The organism is Leptotrichia hongkongensis, from assembly GCF_007990635.1.
Lineage (GTDB): Bacteria > Fusobacteriota > Fusobacteriia > Fusobacteriales > Leptotrichiaceae > Leptotrichia > Leptotrichia hongkongensis.
Genome location: NZ_AP019846.1, coordinates 137,193 through 161,721 on the forward strand (window position 1 = coordinate 137,193; position 24,529 = coordinate 161,721).

20 protein-coding genes, 5 tRNA genes and 1 pseudogene are annotated in these 24,529 nt (G+C 29.8%); 21 read left to right on the top strand and 5 right to left on the bottom strand.

The window, feature by feature from the left end:
- Positions 1-6: 6 nt before the first annotated feature.
- From FVE75_RS00695 to FVE75_RS00715, 5 genes are all read right to left on the bottom strand, one after another.
- Positions 7-813: a PhnE/PtxC family ABC transporter permease gene (locus FVE75_RS00695; protein ID WP_172618749.1), complete on the bottom strand. Its 807-nt coding sequence runs from the start codon at positions 811-813 to the stop codon at positions 7-9.
- 29 nt (positions 814-842) lie between these two features.
- Positions 843-1,637, bottom strand: a complete 795-nt coding sequence (locus FVE75_RS00700; RefSeq protein ID WP_147004760.1) for a PhnE/PtxC family ABC transporter permease — start codon at positions 1,635-1,637, stop codon at positions 843-845.
- A 23-nt stretch (positions 1,638-1,660) separates the two neighbouring features.
- Positions 1,661-2,404, bottom strand: a complete 744-nt coding sequence (phnC, locus tag FVE75_RS00705) for a phosphonate ABC transporter ATP-binding protein (RefSeq protein ID WP_021744166.1) — start codon at positions 2,402-2,404, stop codon at positions 1,661-1,663.
- Between the two features lie 84 nt (positions 2,405-2,488).
- On the bottom strand, positions 2,489-4,003 hold the full coding sequence (locus FVE75_RS00710) for a hypothetical protein (RefSeq protein WP_147004761.1): 1,515 nt from the start codon (positions 4,001-4,003) through the stop codon (positions 2,489-2,491).
- 186 nt (positions 4,004-4,189) lie between these two features.
- The gene (locus FVE75_RS00715; RefSeq protein ID WP_147004762.1) at positions 4,190-5,071 is read right to left on the bottom strand and encodes a peptidyl-prolyl cis-trans isomerase; all 882 of its coding nucleotides are present in this window, start codon (positions 5,069-5,071) and stop codon (positions 4,190-4,192) included.
- 387 nt (positions 5,072-5,458) lie between these two features.
- Between FVE75_RS00715 and FVE75_RS11895 the strand changes: the two are divergent.
- The 21 genes and pseudogenes from FVE75_RS11895 (at position 5,459) to FVE75_RS00820 (ending at position 24,350) form a co-directional block, all read left to right on the top strand.
- Positions 5,459-6,377: pseudogene (locus FVE75_RS11895) on the top strand (DDE-type integrase/transposase/recombinase).
- A gap of 354 nt (positions 6,378-6,731) precedes the next feature.
- Entirely contained in the window at positions 6,732-8,561 is a 1,830-nt protein-coding gene (gene glmS, locus FVE75_RS00725) for a glutamine--fructose-6-phosphate transaminase (isomerizing) (protein ID WP_147004763.1), read from the top strand.
- Positions 8,562-8,609: 48 nt separating this feature from the next.
- A complete protein-coding gene (locus FVE75_RS00730; RefSeq protein ID WP_039888993.1) occupies positions 8,610-8,921 on the top strand; it encodes a hypothetical protein in 312 nt (103 codons plus the stop codon).
- A 370-nt stretch (positions 8,922-9,291) separates the two neighbouring features.
- Complete coding sequence (locus FVE75_RS00735; RefSeq protein ID WP_147004764.1) at positions 9,292-10,056, top strand: site-2 protease family protein; 765 nt, start codon at positions 9,292-9,294, stop codon at positions 10,054-10,056.
- 132 nt (positions 10,057-10,188) lie between these two features.
- Positions 10,189-11,070 (top strand): hypothetical protein, encoded by an 882-nt coding sequence (locus FVE75_RS00740; protein ID WP_147004765.1) that lies wholly within the window; start codon positions 10,189-10,191, stop codon positions 11,068-11,070.
- Positions 11,071-11,087: 17 nt separating this feature from the next.
- On the top strand, positions 11,088-12,242 hold the full coding sequence (locus tag FVE75_RS00745) for a hypothetical protein (protein WP_147004766.1): 1,155 nt from the start codon (positions 11,088-11,090) through the stop codon (positions 12,240-12,242).
- A gap of 210 nt (positions 12,243-12,452) precedes the next feature.
- Positions 12,453-13,043 (top strand): IMPACT family protein, encoded by a 591-nt coding sequence (locus FVE75_RS00750; RefSeq protein WP_147004767.1) that lies wholly within the window; start codon positions 12,453-12,455, stop codon positions 13,041-13,043.
- A 118-nt stretch (positions 13,044-13,161) separates the two neighbouring features.
- Positions 13,162-13,236 (top strand) — tRNA-Glu (locus FVE75_RS00755).
- A 44-nt stretch (positions 13,237-13,280) separates the two neighbouring features.
- Positions 13,281-13,356, top strand: a tRNA-Val gene (locus FVE75_RS00760).
- 4 nt (positions 13,357-13,360) lie between these two features.
- Positions 13,361-13,437: transfer RNA gene (locus FVE75_RS00765), tRNA-Asp, on the top strand.
- 6 nt (positions 13,438-13,443) lie between these two features.
- Positions 13,444-13,519, top strand: a tRNA-Thr gene (locus FVE75_RS00770).
- Positions 13,520-13,542: 23 nt separating this feature from the next.
- Positions 13,543-13,627 (top strand) — tRNA-Tyr (locus FVE75_RS00775).
- A gap of 67 nt (positions 13,628-13,694) precedes the next feature.
- A complete protein-coding gene (locus FVE75_RS00780; RefSeq protein WP_021743723.1) occupies positions 13,695-14,054 on the top strand; it encodes a YbaB/EbfC family nucleoid-associated protein in 360 nt (119 codons plus the stop codon).
- 574 nt (positions 14,055-14,628) lie between these two features.
- The gene (locus tag FVE75_RS00785) at positions 14,629-15,795 is read left to right on the top strand and encodes an MFS transporter (RefSeq protein ID WP_147004768.1); all 1,167 of its coding nucleotides are present in this window, start codon (positions 14,629-14,631) and stop codon (positions 15,793-15,795) included.
- 147 nt (positions 15,796-15,942) lie between these two features.
- Complete coding sequence (locus FVE75_RS00790; RefSeq protein ID WP_147004769.1) at positions 15,943-17,661, top strand: phospho-sugar mutase; 1,719 nt, start codon at positions 15,943-15,945, stop codon at positions 17,659-17,661.
- A 153-nt stretch (positions 17,662-17,814) separates the two neighbouring features.
- Positions 17,815-19,191, top strand: a complete 1,377-nt coding sequence (hemW, locus tag FVE75_RS00795; RefSeq protein ID WP_147004770.1) for a radical SAM family heme chaperone HemW — start codon at positions 17,815-17,817, stop codon at positions 19,189-19,191.
- Positions 19,192-19,247: 56 nt separating this feature from the next.
- Complete coding sequence (locus FVE75_RS00800) at positions 19,248-19,931, top strand: YggS family pyridoxal phosphate-dependent enzyme (RefSeq protein WP_147004771.1); 684 nt, start codon at positions 19,248-19,250, stop codon at positions 19,929-19,931.
- 11 nt (positions 19,932-19,942) lie between these two features.
- Entirely contained in the window at positions 19,943-20,482 is a 540-nt protein-coding gene (locus FVE75_RS00805) for a cell division protein SepF (protein WP_232052568.1), read from the top strand.
- A 265-nt stretch (positions 20,483-20,747) separates the two neighbouring features.
- Positions 20,748-21,947, top strand: coding sequence for a M50 family metallopeptidase (locus tag FVE75_RS00810; RefSeq protein WP_147004772.1), 1,200 nt, complete (start codon positions 20,748-20,750; stop codon positions 21,945-21,947).
- Between the two features lie 17 nt (positions 21,948-21,964).
- Positions 21,965-23,608 (top strand): ABC1 kinase family protein, encoded by a 1,644-nt coding sequence (locus FVE75_RS00815; RefSeq protein ID WP_147004773.1) that lies wholly within the window; start codon positions 21,965-21,967, stop codon positions 23,606-23,608.
- A 70-nt stretch (positions 23,609-23,678) separates the two neighbouring features.
- Positions 23,679-24,350 carry a DUF1269 domain-containing protein gene (locus FVE75_RS00820; RefSeq protein WP_147004774.1) on the top strand — a complete coding sequence of 224 codons (672 nt, stop codon included), beginning with the start codon at positions 23,679-23,681 and terminating at the stop codon, positions 24,348-24,350.
- The last annotated feature ends 179 nt before the right edge of the window (positions 24,351-24,529 follow it).

The following is a 24,529-nucleotide window of genomic DNA, read 5'->3' on the forward strand; positions in this document are numbered from 1 at the left end:
ATGAATTTAATTTTTTAAATATTTTTTTCTCAAAAAATATGAAATAAATTCCAATATAATTGCTACACCAAATATTAGATATACAAATACCCCAATTTCTCTTATATCAAAGTACATGGTTCCAGCCATAAACATATCATAACCAATTCCCCCAGCTCCAGCTGCAGCTCCTACTAATACAGCATTTGTAAAGTTTATCTCAAAACGGATGAATGTCCAGGATAGAATGGAAGTTACAGTGCTTGGTAAAATTCCTTGAAAAATAATTTTCCAGAATGATGCTCCAGTTGCTTTTAGAGCTTCTATAATACCGTTATCTATTTCTTCGATACTTTCAGAATAGGCTTTTACAAGGTAGGCGACACTATGGAAAGCCATACCAATAATAGCTGCTTCAACACCAATATTTGCAACGACTGAAAATACCATAACCCATAATATTGTTGGAATTGCACGAATAAATGTAATTCCTATTTTAACAGCTTTTGATATATACGAGCTTGATAAATTTTTAGCTGCAAAAAACGAAAAAAACAATGCAATAAATGAGCCGATTATTGTGGTAAGTACGGCAAGGGCAATTGTTACAGCAAGGCTAAGAAATACTTGGCTATATGTGTATCTGTCAGACAATCTTGGGGAAAAGAACATTGTTTTTAAGTCTTTAAAAAAATGTACAGTTGCTTTAGCAATATTCACATTATCAAAATCCATTGTAGTTAATGTATAAATTGTAATAATTGACAAAACAGATAAAGTTGTGTATAGATAGAATCTTGATTTTGTAAATTTTCTAATTTTTATTTTTTTCAAAGGATATTCACCTTCTTTCTGTTTGATATTTACATCAGTTCATTTCTAAGTTTGTTTGAGAGCATTTCTATTCCAATTACAATAACGGTAACAACTAGAATTACCAGTCCTGCGGCATCGTAACGAAAACTTTTATAATACAGGCTGAATGTAAATCCAATTCCAGTTCCTGTTAAAATACCAACTAAAGTTGATTCACGAACTCCAGTTTCAATAAAGAAAAGAAGCCATGATACAAGTTGTGAAGATACACTTGGAATAACTCCACAAAATATTATTTGAAAGTATGAAGCTCCTACTGATTTTAGGGCTTCAATTACATCGCCCGCAACATCATCAATTGTTTCAGAAAAGGCACGTGTAAGATAGCCAAACGTAATTAGAAATAATGCGAGAAATCCTGTAAATTGGCTCTGCTTGAATGAAAATACCAGTATTAATGCCCATGCTACGATTGGAATATTTCTAAAAAAAGAAGCAATTACTTTTGTTATAACTTTGGTAAAAATATTTATTCCAGTCGAATTTGAGCCAATTATTGCAAGAAAAAGGGCAAAAATTGATGAAATCATTGTGGAAGTTATAGCAAGCAGGACAGTCTTTAATGCTGAATCTAAAATTTCAGGAAAATATTGCAGAGCATTTTGTGTAGGAATAAATTTTTGTAAAAGCCAAAAGATTCCAGCTGGAATTGAAGAAAATGCCATTCCATTTTGGAAGCCTGAAATAATAGATGAAATCCCATAAAGTATTACAATTGTTGATAACAGTATAATTTTTGAATAAAATCGCTGTTTAAAAATATCTTTTTTTGTTAAATTCATAAAATCTCCTTATTTTATCAAATTTATTCTTCATCCTTATAAATAAATTCAACCATTTTTTCTGTAAGTTTTTCTGCCTTATCATCAAAAATTTTTTCTCCTTTGTTAAGTGCAATTATTCTATCTGAATATTTTTTTGCAATGTCAACTTGATGAAGATTTACAATACACGTAATTTTTAGTTCTGTAACAATTTTTTTTAGATAATCCATTATGTTTTCAGCAGTTTTTGGATCAAGTGAGGCGATTGGCTCATCACAAAGAAGTAATTTTGGTTTTTGCATGATTGCCCTTGCAATACCGACACGTTGCTTTTGTCCGCCTGAAAGTTCACTACATTTTTGATAAGCATATTTAGTCATATTTACTCTTTCTAGAAAGCTAAAAGCTTCTTTTTTTTCTTCCTCTGAATAAATACCCAATATTCCAGCAATTATTGATTTATAACCAAGCCGTCCATGAAGTACGTTTTCAATAACAGTTAGCCTTTCCACAAGATTATAACTTTGAAAAATCATTCCAATTTCTCGTCTTACAAGTTCTATTTGTGTTTTTTTCAAGCTCTCAATATTTTTATCTTCAAATAAAATTGAACCTTGTGAAATATCAATCATTTTGTTGATACTTCTAAGTAATGTTGATTTTCCAGAACCTGATGGACCAATAACCGATATAAATTCTCCTTTTTCCACATCGAATGAAATATTTTTCAAGGCATTTGTTCCGTTATTATATTTTTTTGAAACATTTTTTATACTTAATAACATAAAAAATTCCTTTCTAAATGATTTTACTATACAAATAATATTTTAAAAAATAAGGCATATCAATCTTGGTATGCCTAAAAACTTTTATTTATTTCCAATATTAATTTTGCTAGTGTTCTTATTGCTATTTTGTTTTTCTGTATTATTATTTGTGTTACTGTTATTGCTATTGACAGAGCTTGGATTACTTAAAACATTAATAGTAGAATTATTATTTTGACTATTATTTTCAGCAGTTTCATTGGCTGTCTGTTCAAATGTGATAATTGTTCCCAGTGATAGCAAGTCTCTTTGAAGTTTATCAAGTTTATTTTTTTGGACATATACATTATCAATTAATGTTTCGATATTTTTGTTATCTTCTTCATATTTAGACATAATTTGCTGATAATTATTATTTCTTAGGTTTTCAATTTTTTGAGTCAGTAGTGTTTTTTCCTCATCAGTTAATACAGTATGATTTAAATTTTTGAAATTGCTGTTTTCTAAAATAAGCTCTGAGGCAAGTTTTACAATTCTTCCTTCAAGTAAATCATTTTTTGAATATTCAATAAGAGAACTTATTTTATTGATTGCAAATAAAGTTTTGGAAGTGAAATTATCTTTGTTATAAATAATTTCATAACCATTATTAATCCCTTTTATCAATGCTTTTGAATTATTTTCCAGTAAAACTTCTCCATTTATCTGCGAGTTGTTTCCATTTAGCCCTTTAACCGCAATTTTACCATCATTAATATTTATATCCGAAATTCTTATGTTCAAATCCTTTATTTCTTTTATAAGGGAAGTAGCTTTTAAAGCTGTATTTAATGAAGTTTCTAAATTTTTTCCTTTGTCTAGGAATATATATAGATTCATATTTTGAACATTATTGTTAGAATTATTGTTAAAATCATTCAATGAAATCTCTTTTTCAAGCTTAGTCAAATTATCAGAAACATTTGCAAGTGCAATATCCCTTTCAAGCTCAATTTCAGAAATATTTTTTTCAATGTTTTCTTTTTCAGAATTGATAGATTTTATTAATGGCTTAATTTCGTTATTTAATTCTACAATTTTTTGAGCTTTGCTCTTCAAGTCTGTAAGCCCTACATAGTCTTTTTTCAGAACATTAATTTTTTCAATATTCTCTTTCCATTTGCTGTTAATAAGGTTGTTTGTATTATTTGACAATGTTGTAACCTTATCAGTTGTTTCCTTGATAAAATCTGCAGTTGTCTTGTCAGATTTTTCTTGAGAAGTAAGAGAATTTATTTTTTCAGTAAAAGTGTCAATCTGAGAATTTTTTTCTTTATATATGCTTTCAAGATTTACATCATCCAATTTCAAATTAGATAATGTTAATTTTGGTACAAGGTTAAATAGTCCGCTTTGTACAATGCCAACTGTAGCTCGACCTTTTCCAAGACTTTTTCCATTGACTACAAAATTATCGAAAGTCATTTCACTGTTTCTTACAGAAAATTTTACATTTTCAAATTCCGAATTTTTTGATTTTGTCATATATGTGACAATATTGCTGGAAAACATCACGCCAAAGAGCAGCATAACCAAAGCTATTAATATAAGACTTAATAAATATTTCAAAATTTTCACAAAAAACCTCCTTTTGAGATATGATAAAACTTTTTAATATCAAGCTTCTGTAAGATTAAATAATTAACTTGAAGCTTGGGTTTAAAGTTTACTGTAGTTTTTACATCAAATAAGCTGTCAAAAATAGATGTTATAAATTTATATCTATTTAAAACAGCTCCTTTCCAAATTTTTAAAAGTTTTAGATTATTTAATATTTTTTAATGCTTCATCCATATTTGATAATTTAAATTCATCAGAAATTGATTTTAGGTAAGTTTGTTGTTCAATCTGTCTTTTCTGATTTCTTAATTGAGTTTTGATACCTTCTTTAACACTTTCAAAAGGTATCAGTCCTTTAGGATTTCTTTCAAGAACTTTCACGACATACAAACTTTTTCCATCATTTACAACTTTGTTAACAACCTGTCCTGCCTTAACATCCTTGATAGCTTCACTTACTGAACCAAATCGGCTTGCTAACTGACTTAGAAGAATTGATTGTGTTTGTCCGTTTTGTTCAGTTCCAGGATTGTATTGATTTACGTAGGCAGTAAAATTATTAGGATTTGCAACAGCTTCCTTTAATGCCTGCTCAGCTTTTGCTGTATCAGTAGGCTGGAATACTATAACTTGCAATCGCACTGAATCTTCAGGTTGTGTAAAACTAGCTTGGTTGGCGTCGTAGGCAGCTTTAGCATCAGCATCTGTAATTTTGGCTCTTTCGTTGATTTCACTTAATGTTGCAAGACTTGCCAGTAATTGTTCCTGTAAAATTTCTTGGCTTTGTGTATATTTCTTGTCTTTATCAAGTTTTTTTTCTTTTGCTTTTAAGGCAAGAGCTCTGTTTAGAGCGATATTTTTAATAATAGAATGTTTCATTTGTGTAATTTGCTCAGGAGTAAGTTCTTTTTCAGAAATTCCACTAGAAAATAGACTTTTTTCCAGTTCGTTATTAACTTCCTTTTCATAAACTTTTATTTTTTTGTCTGACGATTCAAATAGTACTTTACCTCCGTTACTATTTCCACAAGACAACGCAAGTGTGCATAATGCTGTCAAGATAACTATTTTAAATTTATTTTTCATTTTTTCTTTTCCTCCAAAATGGTTTTATGTTTTTAAGATTATATCTTTAGTATATCATAACATTACAAACATTTCAAACTTTATTAAAAAAAGAGTTGTAGTGTACTTAAAACTTTAGAAAATTAATAAAAATAGTTATTACTATTGGATTAAAGAGGTTAAATTATTAAGAGATACTTGGAAATAAAATCCTTATTGTAACAGTTAAATCTCTCTATGAGGTAAGCAGAGTGGGATGACGCTTACTTAGTTCGCTTTTAATATTTACTTTCTTTTAAATCAAAGCAATGTTGTGAGATAATACATATGTGACAAGAATATACAAAAAAAGAAAGGTTTCTGATATAATGTAAATCTACCAAACCACATTAAGGAGAAACCTTTCATATGAGTAGTATATCAGAAATATACCGTGTTCGTCAACGGGCAATTGAGTATGCAATAAAACATAATAATAATTCAAAGGCAGCAGTGAAGTATAAGACATCACGTCAGCAGATAAAACGTTGGAGAGACAGATACGACGGAACAGTCCAGTCTCTTCTGCCAAAAAGCAGAAGACCTAAAGGCCACCCAAACCAGCACACGCAAGAAGAAATAGAGCTGGTTATGAAAAAGTACAGGAAATTTGGCTATGAAGGGCTGGCAGAAGTCTATGTTAAAGCAAGAAAGGAAGGCTACAGCCGTACATACGATTCAATGTGCAAGATAATAAGGAAAATGAAGGGCAATGCCAAAGAAAAGCCTAAAAAGCAGCATAAAAGAAAAAAGAAAGTTGAACAGGCGAAGTACCTGGGAAAGAGTGCAGATAGACATAAAATATGTTCCAGAAGAATGCATACAGTTTGGAACACGTGACCAGAAGTATTATCAAATAACAGCATTAGATGAATATACAAGAAAAAGAGTGTTAAGGATAGCAGATGAAAAAAGCACCTATCAGACTGCAAAGTTTCTAGAGAACTTGGAAAGGGAGCTGGGATTTGACATAAAGAAAGTTCAGACAGATAATGGGAAAGAGTTCACAAATTCTGAAAGTGATAAGAAAACACTGTTTGAGCTGAAACTGGAGGAGAAGGGGATAGAGTACGTGACAACCCGTCCATATTCGCCATGGGAGAATGGAAAAGTGGAAAGAAGCCACAGGCTTGACAGCAAGTACTATGCAGACAAGAAATTTAAAAGCAAGGAAGAACTGTTAAGGGCAATAAGGAAATACAATACAAGATACAACAACATATCAAGAAAAGTACTGGGCTTTAAGAGTCCAAATGAAGTATTAAAAGAGTACAAGGAAAATCAGTAGGTTAAAGATACATTAGGAAAGAAATATTTTTTTAATATATTTTTGTAACAAATGTTTGACATCTATACAATTTACTTTCTTTTAAATCAAAGCAATGTATTGAAAAAATATAAAAAATTTGATATAATCATTTGAACTAGAAAATAAAAATTGAAAAGCGCCAGTCCTTTTGGGATAATTAATAGGAAAAATATTGCTTTAAAAGGAGACGAGGGAAAAGAGTTATCGAATTATCGGCGGATGCTCTTTAGGTGGTTACAACCTTAATGATACACAAAAATTCTGAGTAATTGGAGTTACAAAGGTATTATAGTAGCATTTTCTAGTAATTTTATATTATTGAAGGAGAAAATTATGTGTGGAATTGTAGGTTACATTGGAGCTAAAAATGCTCAGGAATTTGTTATTGACGGGTTAGAAAAGTTGGAGTACAGAGGATATGATTCAGCTGGAATTGCTGTTAATACTGGAAATGAGAAATTTGAGATTGTAAAAAAAGTGGGAAGATTGCAGAATCTAGCTGATGAACTAGAAAAACATCCGCTTTTAGGGACAGTTGCGATAGGACATACAAGATGGGCAACACATGGTAAGCCATCTGATGAAAATTCACATCCTCATTTTAACAAGGATAAAACATTAGTTGTTGTTCATAATGGAATCATTGAAAATTATCTGGAATTAAAAAAAGATTTAGTTGCAAAAGGATATGAGTTTAAGTCAGAAACTGATACAGAAGTTGTGGCTCACTTGTTAGATGAACTTTATACTGGAGACTTGATTGAAACAGTAAAGAAATTGTTAAAAGTTATAAAAGGTGCATATGCACTTGGGATTATGTCTGTAAACGAGCCTGACAGAATTATTGCGGCAAGAAAGGAAAGTCCGCTTATTGTAGGGCTTGGAGATGGAGAAAACTTTATTGCGTCGGATATTCCTGCAATTTTGAAATATACTAGAGATGTATATTTGATTGAAAATAATGAAATTGTGGAAATAAAAAAAGACTCTGTAAAAATTATGGATGTAGACGGAAATGAGATAAAAAGAGATGTAACTCATATTGAGTGGGATTTGGAAGCTGCTTCTAAAGGTGGATATGAGTATTTTATGGAAAAAGAAATTTTTGAACAGCCAGAAGTGCTTATAAAAACTTTGAACAGCAGAGTTGACGAAAATTATAACATTAATTTTGATGATGCAGGGCTTACAAAGGAATATTTGGAAGGAATTAACGATATTTATATTGTAGCCTGTGGGACCGCTTACCATGCTGGGCTTGTTGGAAAGCATATTATTGAGAAAAAAACAAGAATCCGTGTGGATGTCGACATTGCATCAGAATTTAGATATAGAAATCCTGTAATTAATGATAATGCTTTAGTTATTGTGTTAAGCCAGTCTGGAGAAACTTTAGATACACTTGAAGCTATGAAAGAGGCAAAAAGACATGGAGCAAGAGTCGTTGCAATTACAAATGTAGTTGGTTCTTCGATAGCAAGGGAAGCAGACCATGTTATTTACACTTGGGCAGGGCCTGAAATTGCTGTTGCCTCTACAAAGGCGTATACAACTCAGATGGTTATTTTATACTTGATGGCAATAGACTTTGCATATAAATTTGGAAAAATTACAAAAGATGAAGCTACTGAGAACATTAAGAAATTATATGAAGTGGAACAAAGCATTCAGAAAATGCTGGAATATAATGAAAAAATAAAAGATGTTGCAGATAAGATTAAAGATAATGAAAGCATGTTCTATCTTGGACGTGGGCTTGACTATGTAATTGCTGTAGAAGGTGCATTAAAATCTAAAGAAATTTCATATATTCATTCAGAAGCTTTTGCCTCTGGAGAATTAAAACACGGAACTATAGCACTAATTACAGATGGAGTGCCAGTTGTTGTAAATGTTACACAATCGGACTTGTTTGAAAAATCAGTATCAAATATAAAAGAAGTTACCTCAAGAGGAGCTTATGTTATTGCGATTGCAAAAGAAGGAAATACAGTTGTAGAAGAAGTGGCTGATGAAGTGTTCTATATTCCAAATGTAGAAGATGACTATGCAGGATTTCCTACAATCGTAATTCATCAGTTATTGGCATATTATTTATCAAAATTAAAAGGAAATGATGTTGATAAACCAAGAAACTTGGCAAAATCAGTAACTGTGGAATAAGATAATTAGTTAATAATTATAAATAATAAAAAAATGGAGGAAAGAATTATGAATTTTGATGATTTGAAAAAAGGAGCAGAAGATGCTCTTAAAAAAACAGTAGACGGAGCAAAAGACTTAGCTGACAAGGCTGCTGACAAAACAAAGGAAATTGCAGGAAGCGAAGTTGCTCAGAATATTAAAAAAGGAACAGAAGATGTTCTAGGTAAAACTGTGGAAGGTGCAAAAGATTTAGCAGAAAAAGCTGCAAATAATAAAATTGTACAAGATGTGAAAAAAGGCGCTGAAGAAGCAGTAGACAAAACAGTAGAAGGAGCTAAGGGATTAGCAGATAAAGTTACTGGAATGTTCAAAAAATAGTAAAAACAAAAATGTAATAAAAAAGGTTAGTTGGAGTATCAATTTTGGTACTCCATATATTTTTTATTTATTTTTTTAAAATTCTTTGTTATTTTTTATGAAATTTGGTATAATTAGCTTAAATAAAAATAAACTTGGGTTATGAATTTGAAAAAAGTTAGGAGAGTTGAAAATAAGAAGTATTTATCAGTTAATATAAAAGAGGCTTTTAAATATAAATGAAAGAAAGCATGAAAAAGTCTGGAATACATAAACTAAAAATTGGTATATCGTTTTGGAAAAAAGAAGCGAAAGTGGGGATTGAAGAGGAGTAAAAGAGAAATGTGGCAGGAATAGGACGAAAGACCTGCAATTTTGGAAAGGAAGTTTTGTGAAAATAGTAAAAAATTATTATGACAGGTTTAAGGTTTTAAATCCCCAATATTCAGAAATAAAACTGGGGATTATTGCTGCTATTATTATTTATTTTATTGCAAGGATTTTTTTTGTGGTAGAAATTTCAAGGGATATGATAATTTCACTTTTGGTATTTGTAATATCAATGACTCTTCACGAAGTGGCGCACGGATATGTGGCATATAAATTTGGTGATGATACTGCCAAAAGAGAAGGAAGAATTACCCTAAATCCTCTTAAACATATTGATTTGACAGGAATAATTCTACCAGTTCTTATACTTTTGAGCGGATTCAAATTTTTGGTAGGATGGGCAAAGCCTGTTCCAGTTAATTTTTATAATTTAAGACCGCATCGGCTAGGACTATTCTGTGTTGCAGTTGCTGGAATAGTAGTAAACTTTATTCTTGCAGGAATTTCACTTGTATTTTTAAAACTAGGTAGTAAATACCTGGATATGGATAATATTTTTATGACAGTCATGATTTATGTTTATGTAATAAACCTTTTGCTTGGACTGTTCAACTTGATACCAATAACTCCGCTTGATGGAGGTAGAATAGTTTATTCTTTTTCGGGAAATAAAATTAGAGAGTTTTATAATAAAATTGAAAGATATGGAATTTTAATTATATTTGTAATTGTTTATTTTAGCGGCTCTCGTTTAACACAAGGTTTCTTAGTAATTGTGGATTTTTTTTTGAAACTTGCAGGAATAGATATTAACTTAACTTTTTAAAAAAATTATAAGAAAATTCAATAAAAAATTTTGAAAATCAAAAATATGGGATATAATATAGTATTACAATTTTGAAGGTAAGTTTAAATATTAGAAAAGGTATTTTTATCAAAGTTTAAGGATGTGGTAAAGATGAAAAAATTATTTTTGATTTTAGGAATATTTTTTGCAATAAATTTTGAGGTGTATGGATTTACACAAAAGGAAAAAATTCAAGAAACTTTATCAAAGCTTGGTATAAAACAGGCTTTAATTGATGAAACGATAGCTTTGGATTATGAAATTAGAGATACAGAATATTTTGAAAATGATGAAAAAATTATTCGTGAAAGAGTGGCAAAACTTGAAAAACTTCTTCAGAAGGATGAGAGAAACTATATAGCTGCTCAAGCTCTAATTACTATTTTTGAATCTAAAATAAGTGGAGATTATAAAAAATATCTTGACTTATTTGTAAAGTATACACCTTATGAATACGAAAAAACTTTTTCAAAAATGATGTACGCTCTAGATAAGGGAGATATGTCAAATTTTGAAAAATATATGGATGAAATTCCTAAAAAATATAAAGATACAGTAGTAGTAACATTAGCAAAAATTTTTGTGGCAAAGAACTTTGAAGAAAAACAGATGCTTACAGAAAAAGTTTTGAAATTATTAAAAAATGAGAGCGAAAGACGAAAAATCGGAGTTTCTGATGAAGAATACTATTTTATGAAATTGACTTATTATTTGAATAAAATCCGTAATTTATTTGATAAAGGAGAGGTAAAAACTGCTGTTGCAGAGTATCTTGAAAATATTGTGAATGAGAATATAAGTGAAGAAATACAAAATTATAATTTAAGGGCTGAAGTTATACTTTACTTTAATGTTGTGATAATGAATGAGGAAATAAAAGAAGATTTGTTAAAAATAAGCAATGGAGCAAAATTGGAAGATACTTGGATTGCTAAGAAAATCCAGGCTGAAACTGAAAAGGACAAGGATTTCTTATCAAAAATGGTAAATTAGGAAAGAGGAGAAAGTTTATGAAAAAAATTTTTGTATCATTATCATTGCCAGTATTTTTTTCTTTAGGATACGAATTACCAGCATATACTAGAGCTGAACTTATACAGGACAGGCTTTCAAAAATTGGTATAAAGCAAAGTGTTATTGATGAAACAATAAAATTTGAATATGATATTAAAGATGAAAAAAATTTTTTTACAGAAGATGGGCATGAAAATGATAACCTTTTGAAATTAAAGGAAATTTATGAAAAAGATGAAAGAAATGAAACATTAGGATCAGTTCTTGTAGGAGCCTACATAGTAGGAGGAAAGAAGGACTTTAAAAAAGCAAGGGAATATATGGATAAAATTGCTCCTTATTCAACGAGATTTGATAAACTTTCAAACGAATTTACCTATTACAAACTAAAAGGCGATGAAAAAAAAGCAAAATTTTATTACAATCTTATAAAACGTTACTATAAAAATTCGGCAGTGATGGAGCTTGTTGACACATTGAGCGAGAATCTGGATATGGTAATGTTTATTGAAACATTAGGTGACTATTTGACTGAAGAGGAAGATAAAACTAATAATGAGGCAAATGATTTGCCTAATGGATTTTTATACGATAATAAAAAGGGAATTATTGAAAATAAGGATAAAAAAGATGATTCAGATAAGGAAGAAGTATTAGAAAATACACAAACTTATAGTGAAAGTGTAAAGGAGATTCTTGATAACGGAAAGGAAACCCTAGATACTCAAAAACAAGAAATTAGTAAATATGAACGAATAATTAATTATTTTAAAATTCCGAAAAATCAAAAGGAGTTTGGGATTCCAGATGACTATATAAGAGGATTTAAATTAAAAATCGCAGAAGTAAAAATAGCAAAAAATATGATGAACTATGGAATAGAAAATGCTGTAAAATATTATCTTGACAATGTTTCGACAAAAGATGTGAGCTATGAAGACGTTTATTTTAACGAACAGTCAGAGCTGGCATTGTATCTTGCGGTTGCCCAAATGCTTTCTGTTGCTGATGATAATGTGGTATCAAAATATCGAAAAGAATTTGAAAATACAAGAGTAATCAAGCTACTAGATGAAGTTTTGAAAAATGAGAGAAAAAAGGAAAAAGAAAGAAATGGGAAGACTCAAAATAAAAATCATATAAAAAGCTGATAGATGCAGATTATAAAAGAATATAGAAGAAATTCGTGAGTACAAATAAATTTAAGCAGTTGGAAGGATATGTGCAGATACAGCCAGTAACTCAATAAGAAATTATAGAAACTCAGATGAACTTGATTGCAAAAATAGGTTGTCTGAGTTTTATTTTTATGATAACATAATAAATATCATTTTAAATTTATAGAACGAAAGGAGGAAAAGTTGAAAACTGTAGCAAAAGAAACAATCATTGAATTTGAAGAAAAAAAATCAAAATTTATTGGCTACATTAAGCCAGTTTCGACAGTAACTGAAGCAGAAAAATTTATTGATTCTATAAAAAAAATGCATCCAAACGCAACTCATAATGTGCCGCTTTACAGAGTAATGGAAAATGGGCAGGAGTATTTTAAGTACAATGATGATGGAGAACCGAGCAATACAGCAGGAAAACCAATGGCGGAAATACTGAATATTTTGGATGTGTATAATGTGGCATTAGTTGCTACAAGATATTTTGGAGGAGTAAAGCTGGGAGCTGGTGGACTTATAAGAAATTATGCCAAAACTGCAAAACTTGCTGTTAATGAAGCACAAATTATAGAATATGTAGAAAAAAATATTTTTATATTAGATTATGACTATGAATATACTTCAGAAATAGAGGCATTTTTAAGCGCAAATAGCGAAAAATTTGGTATAGAAATATTAGAAAAAAATTACTCAAGCAGAGTTACTATGAAAATAACAGCAGATGGTGAAGTTGAAAATGAATTAAATGGTCTACAGAAAATAATAGTGATAAAAATGTAAAAAAATATTGATTTTCAAGAAACCCAATTTTTTCAAAAAAAATTGTTGACAAATAAAATCAAATATGATATTATATTTCTTGTCTGTTAGTGATAATAACAAATAAGGGAATGAATGTGCGGCCTTCGTCTAGTGGTTAGGACCTCGGGTTTTCATCCCGGTAACAGGGGTTCGATCCCCCTAGGCCGTACCAAGTTTAAAATTGAATAATTAAAATATTAAATGGTGAATATTTATGGTCGCATAGCTCAGCTGGGAGAGCACCTGCCTTACAAGCAGGGGGTCATTGGTTCGATCCCAATTGTGACCACCATTATGGAGGTGTAGCTCAGTTGGTTAGAGTGCTTGCCTGTCACGCAAGATGTCGCGAGTTCGAGTCTCGTCACTTCCGCCATTTAATGCCGCTTTAGCTCATCTGGTAGAGCAACTGACTTGTAATCAGTAGGTGGTTGGTTCGAGTCCGACAAGCGGCACCACTATTTAAAATTTAGAATGTTGTGGAGAGGTTCCCGAGTGGCCAAAGGGATCAGACTGTAAATCTGCCGGCTCAGCCTTCGAAGGTTCGAATCCTTCCCTCTCCACCATTTTTTTTTATAAAAATAAAAATTATTATAAATATCAAATTATAATTCGCAGGAGGAATTATCAACTATGGTTAGAAAAATAAAAGGAGCAGGAAATAAATCTGGTGGAAATCAACAGGATATAATCAAACAAGCTCAAGTGATGCAACAAGAAATGTTAAAAATTCAAGAAGGATTAAAAGATAAATTCGTAGAAACATCTGTTGCTGGTGGAGGAATTACGGTAAAAGCAAATGGACAGAAAAAAATTGTAGATTTATCAATTTCATTAGATGTATTAAAAGATGCAATTGAAGAAAATGACGCAACAATTGTTTCAGACCTAATCATAAATGCAGTAAATGAAATTTTAGACAAAGCTGAAGAAATGGCTGAAAAAGAAATGGAAGTAGTTACTGGTGGAGTAAGTATTCCAGGATTATTCTAAAAATAAAAATTTTGAATAAATGTTTTATGAAAACCAGAGTAATGTCTGGTTTTTTATTTTTTCATAATTAATTCTATAATTGTATTCTGAATGATTTATACTAAACCTCATTTAAAAAATGAATTTATAGTAAAACTGATTTAAAACAAAACTCAAAAGTTATGACTATTTTACTCAAACCCTAAATTTATATAATTTTTAGTAGTTTAATTTTAAATAGGTTTGAGTATATTATAAAATTTTATAATAAAGGATAAAAACTTAGTATTTTAAAATAATTAAAGTATAATTTTTTTGTTTTAATAAACCGACGGAGCTTTTATTTATTCGACTACAACTATTTGATGACTGAAAGTTTAATTGAAACTAAAAGTACGGAAAATTTGTTAGAAGGAAAATAACTGTTTGGTTTTTAGAGCAAACTTTAAATTAAATAAAATATGCTAATTAATATAATTTATGATAAAAATAACTATAGAATGATTTAAAGTATAAAATAGAAAAAATGACTTATCTAAATTATTAAAGATAAATTTAATATTTGAGATATAAAAAAAAGAAAGGAGATGAAAAAATGAAGAAAAATATTAATAAGATGATAATATTAATGTTTTTATGCATTATTGTTTATAATTTAGGGCATCCCGCTACACCTGCACTAATTGAACTGAGAGGGTGGAAGAAGAGTATTTCGGGAGAACTTCTGGCGTTTATGAGTACAGCGATGTTTATTTCTTCGCCTTATTTGGGGGCCTTAGCAGATAAAGTTGGGATGAAGAGAATATTTGTGTTTATGCCAGTTTGTTATGGAATGTCACAACTTATTTTTGGGTTTGGGGTAAATTTACCGTTTATATTTTTGGCACGTATGATTTCGGGATTTGCATCCGGAGGAACATATGCCGTGGCATTTGGATATGTGAGTCAGCTTTCTGAAAAAGGCGAGAAAGCAAAAAATATTGCAAAAGTAAGTTCTGCAACTGTAATCGGTGGAGCAATTGGGCAGAAAATAGGAGGATATGCTGCAACTGTTACTAATGATCCGAGAACTTCCTTTGCACTACAGTTTATTGGTGGAAGCATTGTTTCAATAATTATTTTACTGATTATGAAGGAAATTGTGAAAAAGAATGACGATTTGGAAGAGAAAAGTAAAAAGGACTTAAATCCATTTGCAACCTTTAGATATATTAAGGAGTTAGATGGTTATTCCAAGTTCTTCTGTCTTATAATTTTACTTTCAGGAATAGGAATTTATTCTTATGGAAGTGCTTTAAACTATTTTTTGAAATTTTATGAAAAAGTTTCTTCTGATACAATTGGAACTTTTGTTATGTGTTCGTCATTGCTTGCTTTTTTTGGAACTGCATTTTTGCTGGGAAAACTGTTGAAAAAATTTAAGGAAAAAAGTATTTATAAATTTTTGATTTTTGTTGGAATAATATTGATGGCAATTATTTTATTTAGAGTTAAATTTGGTGTAACTCCATATCTTTTGATGGCTTTTTATACAATGACTTATGAAATTGTACGTTCTCTTGGAAATACTATTATTGCTCAGAGATATAAAGAAAATCAGGGAAAAATATTAGGAGTCGCTTCTGCAGTAGGTTCTCTTGGAACTGCAATTGGTTCGCTTCTTTCAGGGTATTTATTAAATTTTAACCCTTTTTTACCGTTTGTTGTGAATATTATTGTGATGTTTTTTGTGCTAGTTTTAATTTTAGTAAAAAAATTGTAATTTTTTCCTTTTAGATATTTGTTAAATTAGATAAATATGGTAAAATTAATATAGAATAGAAAATTTTTGGAGATATTTAGTTTAAAATAAACTGCAAAAATATTAAAAGTTAAAATTGTTTAAATAAAAATTTTTAGGAGGCATACCATGGAATATATGAAAAAATATGAATACTGGTTAAATTCAGAAGCTGTTGATGAAAAAGACAAGGAAGAGTTAAGAAGTTTAGCTGGAAATGAAAAGGAAATCGAAGATAGATTTTTTAAGGATTTGAGCTTTGGAACTGGTGGAATTAGAGGTGTTCGTGGGATTGGAACTAACAGAATTAATAAATATGTAATTAGAAAAGCAACTCAAGGGCTTGCAAATTATATGCTGAAATTCAATGAAAAATTGGCAAAAGAAAAAGGAATTATAATTGCTCACGACTGTAGAATTGGTTCAAGGGAATATGCATTGAATACTGCAAGAGTTATGGCTGCTAACGGAATTAAGGCATATATTTATGAAGACTTGCGTTCTACGCCTGAATTGTCATTTGGGGTAAGATATAAAGGTACTATGGCTGGGATTGTCGTAACTGCGTCACATAACCCTGTGGAATATAACGGATACAAGGTTTACTGGGATGATGGAGCTCAAGTTGTAGATCCTCATGCACCTGCGATTGTTGCTGAAGTTAATAAAATTCAGACTCTTGAAGAAATTAAAGTAATTTCTGAAGCAGAAGGAAGAGAAAAAGGATTAATTATCCAATTGGATGGAAAAATTGATGATGATTATTTAGATGCAATAAAAACACAAACTTTAAAAACAGATATTCCAGGGAAAGAAAACTTTAAAATAGTTTACACTCCACTTCATGGAACTGGTGGACGTCCAATGAAACGTATTTTATCTGATTTTGGGTACAATTTTGAAGTTGTGAAGGAACAAATTGAGCCAGACGGGAACTTTCCAACTGTAACTTATGCAAATCCTGAAGAAAAAGCGGCATTTAAGCTTGGAGTAAAATTAGCTGATGAAATTGGGGCAAAAATAGTTATGGCAAACGATCCTGATGCAGATAGAATAGGTATTGCTGTAAAAGATGATAAAAATGAATGGTATTATCCAAATGGAAACCAAGTTGGATTATTGTTACTGCAATATCTTTTAAACAATAAAAAAGACATTCCTGCAAATGCAAAAGTTATAACAACAGTTGTTTCTACACCGATGATTGATGTAGTTGCACCTTCAAAAAATGTTGGAGTTATGAAAACATTGACAGGATTTAAATATATTGGAGAAAAAATTAGACAATTTGAAAACAAGGAATTGGATGGAACATATTTATTTGGATTTGAGGAAAGTTACGGATATTTGATTGGAACACATGCAAGAGATAAAGATGCGTTGGTAACTTCAATGGTAATCGCTGAAATGGCTACTTACTATGATTCAATCGGAAGTTCAATTTACGAAGAATTGCAAAAATTATATAAAGAATTTGGATATTATCTAGAAGGAATAAAATCTGTAACGCTTAAAGGAAAAGATGGAATTGAACAAATGGCTGCTCTTATGACTAATTTGAGAGAAAATGTAAAAGACCAGTTGATTGGTAAAAAGATTAAAATTAAACGTGATTTCTTTTCACATAAGGAATACAACTTGGAAACAGGAGCAGAAACTGAAATAAAATTACCAAAAGAAAACGTTTTACAATTTGTTCTGGAAGATGATACTTACATTACAGCCCGTCCATCTGGAACAGAGCCAAAAATCAAATTCTATTTTAGTGTAAATGCAGATTCAAATGAAAATGTAAAAGCAAAACTTGATAAAACAATGGAAGAATTTTCAAAATTTTTAGGATTATAATTTTTTAAAGAGATCAGAAGATTACTTAAACTAAATGTCTAATTTTTTGGCAAAAGTTTAGTTTTCCTGATCTTTTTTATTAGAAAGCTATAGATATTTTATAATAAAAAAAATAATAAAATTTTTAGAGAGAATTTGTGGAAAGAATAAAGTATGGAAAAAATAAAAGAGAAAAATATTGATGCGATATACATTCATATCCCATTTTGTGACAAAAAATGCGAATATTGTGATTTTTGTACGTATATTAATATGGAGAAAGAATATAGAAAATATGTAGATTATTTGATTAGGGAAATGAGAATGTATCCCAAATATAAGTATGATACGATTTATTTTGGTGGTGGAACGCCATCATTACTGCCAGTTGAGATGATAAGAGAAATAATGGATGAACTGGAGTGGAGCGAAAATGCTGAAATTACTTTGGAATTAAATCCAACGGATATGACTTTGGAAAAATTGAAGGAAATTCGGGAAATTGGGATAAACAGATTAAGTATTGGTATACAGAGCTTTCAGAATCACGTTTTAAAATTTATTGGAAGACAGCATAGTTCAGAAGATGCGATAAGTGTGTATAAAATGGCTAGAGAAGCTGGATTTGAGAATATAACTGTGGATTTGATGTTTGGAATTCCTAATCAAAGTATTGAGGATCTGCAGAAGGATTTGAATATTTTGAAAGAATTAAAGCCTGAAAATGTGTCAATTTACTCGCTTATCTGGGAGGAAGGGACTGTTTTCTGGAGTAAATTGCAAAAGGGGATTTTGTCGGAAATTGATCAGGATGTAGAAGCTCAGATGTATGAGATGATTATTGAGTTTTTTAATGAAAATAGGTATTGTCATTACGAAATATCAAATTTTGCACGGATTGATGGGAATTTTAAGCAAAATAAAAATATTAGTGAAAATTGTGATTTAGAAAATAAAATAGGTTTTCAAAATTTTTCAGAAATTAAAAATAATGAAGAAATATTGAAAAATGTGGAAGATTTTGAAATAATTAAGAAAAAACAGAAAAATAGTGGAAGACACAATTTGAAATATTGGAGAAATATAAAATTTGTTGGTGTAGGAATGAGTGCTGCTAGCTATTATAGTGGAAATAGACATAGTAATGTAAGAACATTTAAGAAATATTATGATTTAATTGATAGCGGAAATTTGCCGATTGATGAAAATACAATTGAAATTGTAGATGAAATCGAAAGTGAAAAACTGAAAAAAATGCTGGGACTAAGATTAATTCAAGAGGGAATTGAATATTTTGAGAATGTGAAAGTTGAAAAACTTATAAAAAATGGACTACTTGAAAAATTTGTTGTGAAAAAAGTTGAGTTTTTAGATAAAAATATTGGAAAAGCTGAAAAAAATATTGTAACAAAAGAAAAAGAAATAAAAAATAAAGTTAAAAATAATGAAGATTTGAATGAAAATATAGTAGAAAATGCTTATGAAATAAGGCTTAGATTAACAAAAAGAGGAATGTTGCTTGCAAATGATGTATTTGTTGAATTTATTTGAAAAAAAGGTTATAATAGTGTTATTGTAAAATATGTAGCAAGTCAAAAGGAGCAGGAATGGAACTTGATAATGTAAAAATTCAGCAAAATTATAATAAAATTTTTGAAGATATAAAAAAATATTCGCCGTATCCTGAAAAAGTAAAAATTTTGTTTGTTAGTAAATATTTTGACGTGGAAAAGCATAAGGCTATAATTGATATGGGTTATGATTATTTTGGTGAAAATCGGGCTCAGCTTTATCGGGACAAGCTAAATGAATTTTCAGATGAAAAATATAAAAATATCAAATGGGATTTTATTGGAAGGTTGCAAAAAAATAAAATAAAGTATATAATTAATAGTGTGAATTTAATACATTCGATTGATTCTTATGAACTTTTAGAAGAAATAAATAAAAAAGCTATTGAAAATTCCAAAATTATAAATGGATTGGTTCAAATTAATGTTTCAAGGGAAGAATCCAAAACAGGAATTTATATTGAAAACTTTAAAAAGGATAGTGAAAAATATTTTTCTATGAGTAACGTAAAAATAGCAGGTTTTATGACAATGGCTCCGTATGAAGCTTCAGAAAAGGAAATAAACAGTTATTTTTCAAATATGAGAGAGTTAAAGGAAGAATATCAAAAAAAATATAATTATATTACCGAACTTTCCATGGGAATGTCGAATGACTATATTGAAGCATTGAAAAATGGTGCGACAATAATTAGAATAGGAAGTAAATTATTTGAATAGGAGGTTATGCTTTGGGACTTAAAAGAAAATTAATGGAATTTTTTGGCGATGATATTGAAGATGATGATGATGAGTTATCTGAAGAGTTGTCAAATGATGAAAGAAAAGAAATGGCAGTAGAACAGCCACAGCAAAATCAGCAGTCTAAAGCTCAGCAAAAAGTAGCAGTAAATCGTGTAGAACAAGAAAAACAGCCAGAAGAGAAAAAAGGAATAGGAAGTCTTTTTGGTGTAGGAAAAAAGGAGGAAATTGTAAAGATGCCATCGTCTAAAGTAAGCTATGTTTCGATTATAAGACCGAAAGTTTTTGAAGATTCAAGATTAATTGCAGATGCAATAAAAGAAAATAAAGTTGTAACATTCAGTTTGGAATTTTTAGAATATGAAGTGGGACAAAGAGTAATAGATTTTGTAAGTGGAGCGGCATATGCAATGAATGCTCATCTATCAAAAGTTACTGATAAAGTTTTAACTTCTATTCCAGTTGGAATTGACTATGAAGATATTGATGCTTCATTAGGAGAAGAGTCAAGAGACAGTAACTTGTTATAATTAAATATTAAAATATTGTGTTAAGTTTTAAAATTTAGCTGTTTTTTTTGAGATATTTTCTCATTTAAAGCAGTATTTTTTAATAGATTTATAAAAAGAAATTATTAATTATACTTAAACCTATTTTAAATTAAACTGCTAAAATTATATAAATTTATGGTTTGAGTAAAATAGTTATAGCTTTTGAGTTTAGTTTTAAATAAGTTTTACTATAAAATAGCTTGAAATAAATATGAAAACAAAAGAAAAGTAGGAGAATAGATAAATGGGAATAATTTTTACAATAGTAATTTTGGGATTAATTGTATTTTTGCATGAATTGGGGCATTTTGCAACGGCTAAATATTTTGGGATGCCTGTTACTGAGTTTGCGATTGGAATGGGGCCAAAGATTTTTTCGTTAAAAAAGAATGAGACGACTTATTCAATCAGAATTTTACCTTTAGGAGGATTTGTTAATATTGAGGGAATGCAGCCTGAAAGGTTTGATTTGGAAGTATTTAAGAAGGAAAAAATGGATGAAATTATTGAGGAATTGAAAAATGAAACAGGTAACAAGTATAATGATAATGAAATTGAAGATGAAATATTTGTTGATGAAGTGGAAAGAAGGCTTAGCAAGGTTGTAGAAAAGGAATTAAAGAGACAGGAAAATATTCAAAAAAATGGATTTTTTGCAAAGTCGCCATTTAGCAGATTTGTTGTGCTGATTGCGGGAGTTGTGATGAACTTTATCTCTGCATTGGTAGTATTATTTATAATTCTTTCAGTAGCAGGAGTGCTGCCGCCTAAATATTCTCAAGCTATAGTTGGAGGAGTTGAGCAAAGTTCAAAAGTAAATGGAAGATTGAAGGTAAATGATAAGATTTTGGCAATTAATGGTAAAAATATATCCAATTGGAGTGAAATGACAAAAAGAATTGGAGAAATTAGTAAAAATTATAAAAATGAAGATATAGCTCTAAAAATCTTGAGAGATAATAAGGAAATTACTGAAAATGTAAAATTAACTTACAACAAGGAAGTAAAGGGAAACATACTTGGAGTACATCTGTTAAGCCAAAAATCAACATTTGGAGAAAGAGTAAAAATTAGTTTTTCTATGTTTGGAGATTATTTTAAAATGACACTTGATGGTGTGAGAATGCTTATAACAGGAAAAGTGGCAATGAAGGAGATGACAGGGCCTGTAGGACTTCCTAAGATAGTTGGCGAGGCTTATGGGCAAGGAGGGATTTTTGCCATGCTTGGAGTATTTGTATTAATTTCCATAAATATTGGAATTATGAACTTGCTTCCAATTCCAGCGCTTGATGGGGGAAGACTGATATTTGTCATTCCTGAATTTTTTGGAATAAAAGTAAATAAAAAAATAGAAGAAAAAATACATATGATTGGGATGATATTTTTGCTTGTATTGATGTTAGTTATTGTATTTTTTGATGTTACTAAGTATTTTCAATAGAGAGGAAAATAAATTAGATGGTAGATTTTATACAGAAAACAAAAAGGCTTGTAAAGCTTTCTTCAGTAATTGCTCAATATGGATTTGATGAACTATTTAAAAGGGGAGACTTGGAAAAGTATATTCCTGGAAATATAAAAAGAAGATATAGTGACAAAATTGATGAAATAAATTCTTATACTTTTTATGAAAGAATAAGAATGGCGATTGAGGAAATGGGGCCTGTATATGTAAAATTTGGGCAAATGTTAAGTAATCGAAAAGACATTTTACCTGAAGAAATGCTTTTACAGCTTCAAAAATTACAAGATAGTGTGGAGATTGAAGAAGTAGATGTAAGAAAAAAAATGAATCTCGAACTTGGAATAGAAGTAGATGATTATTTTTCTGAAATAGAGGAAGAGCCGATGGCATCAGCTTCAATAGGGCAGGTGTTTAGAGGAAAATTAAAAAATGGGGAAAAAGTTGTTGTAAAGATTCAAAGAGAAAATATAAAGCCTGTAATTGAAGCAGATTTGGAAATTATGAAAAATCTTGCAAAAGCTTTGGAAAATTATTATGAAGAAATGAAAAAAATGAATATTGTAGATGTTGTGGAAAGTTTTGAAAAAATGCTCAATGATGAGCTTTCACTTAGTAACGAGCTTCGTAATATAGAGCGTTTTGCAAATAATTTTAAAGGGGACGAGAGAATTCACGTTCCAATCGTATACAAACATCTTTCCAATAACCACGTTCTTACAATGGAAATGATAGAAGGCTTTAAAATTACTGATAAGGAAAAAATAGTAGAAATAGGTAAAAAACCTGAAGAAGTTGCAAGAACTGGACTTGATTTGTATTTGGTACAGTTTTTAAAACATGGATTTTTTCATGCTGATCCCCATCCTGGTAATATTTTTATAAAGGAAAATGGGCAAATTGCATTTATTGATTTTGGTGCAATGGGCAGGCTTTATCCAAATGAGCGAGAACTTTTAATAAATTTGATTATTTATTCATTGAAAAAAGATGTAAAAAAAATGATTGAAACTATACGAAAACTGGCTATAAAATTTGAAGTTGCAGATGAAAGAAAGTTTGAGCGGGAACTTTACGGATTAATTGAGATGGTGGACGGGAATTCATTGGAAAGTATAGATATTGTTACGATTTTTGAAAAGGCAAGGAAAATATTCAGCGATAACCAAATTCTGCTTTCTGAAGATATTTACCTATTAATAAAGGGAATTGGTCAAATTGAAGGAATTGGTCGGCATTTGAATCCAAGTCTTAATATAACAAGAATTATGCAGCCATATATGGATAAAATAGCAAGAGAGCGGATGAATCCAGTAAATATTTTTAAAAAGGGAGCAGAAAAATTGGAAACCTTTTCTGATAACTGGTTAACTTTACCTACAGATTTAAAAAATATTTTGGAAAAAATTCAAAAAAATGAATTAAAACATAAGCATGAAATAATTGGTTTTGAGAAATTTCAAAAAACTTTTGAGCAATTAGTACTGGCAATTATTATTTCATCAATATTTGTGGGTTCATCAATACTAGCTCTAGCAAACATTCCTCCAAAAATATTTGGAATTTCTGGATTGGGATTATTAGGATTTGTTATTGCAGGAATTATGGGAGTAAATTTATTTTTTAAAAGTAAAAAATAAGTACTGGCAAAATAAAAACTATTTTTTTAGGACTATAATTAGTCAATTTAAAAAATAAAGGAGAGCTGCCATGGAAAATAATGTTTTATTAGCAACATTTGAAAATCAGCTAAGCGCATTTGAGGCTCTAGCTGACATAAAGACAAAATATTCAGGGGAAAATTATGTAATTACTCAGGCTGCAGTTGTAAGAAAGGAAGACGATAAGCTGAGTTTCAAGGATGGATTTGAAGTAAATGCAAATGGAAATATAGGATTTTTAAATGGAGGGCTTCTTGGAGGCCTTATTGGAATTATCGGAGGTCCGTTGGGAGTTATTTTTGGTGGAGCAGTAGGAGCTATGATAGGTGAAAGCCAAGGTGAAAAGGCTGACAAAAAAATAATAAGCATATTTGAAGATGTTTCAAAACACCTTGTAAATAATCATTATGCGTTGATTTTACTAACTTCCGAATCAGGGAATACAGAACTGGATAATTTTTTGAATAAATATAATCCTGAAACAATCCTTCGAAAAGATGCCAAAGTTGTTCAGAAAGATTTAGAATTTGCAAAAGAATATGAATCAAAACTAAAAACAGATATCGAATATAAGGAATTAAAGGAAAGATTTGAAAGCAAATCAAAAGAAGTAAAAGAAAATTTAGCTGATTTTTCAGAAAAGATAAAAGCTAACGCAGAAGCATTTACAGAAGATTTGACAAAATTTGTATTGGATTTGAAAAATAAATTTAAAAACTAGAGAAAATACAGGGGTAGAAATTTTATCCCTGTTTTTAAATTAAAATATATTTGAAATACAGAACTGTTAAGTTTATAGAAGCAAAAAATTATACTTAATGTAGATATGTGGAGGTTTAGATACAAAAGAAAAATGTAAATTTAACAATAAAAGAGTTTGTGTTTAAAAAATTTCCTGTG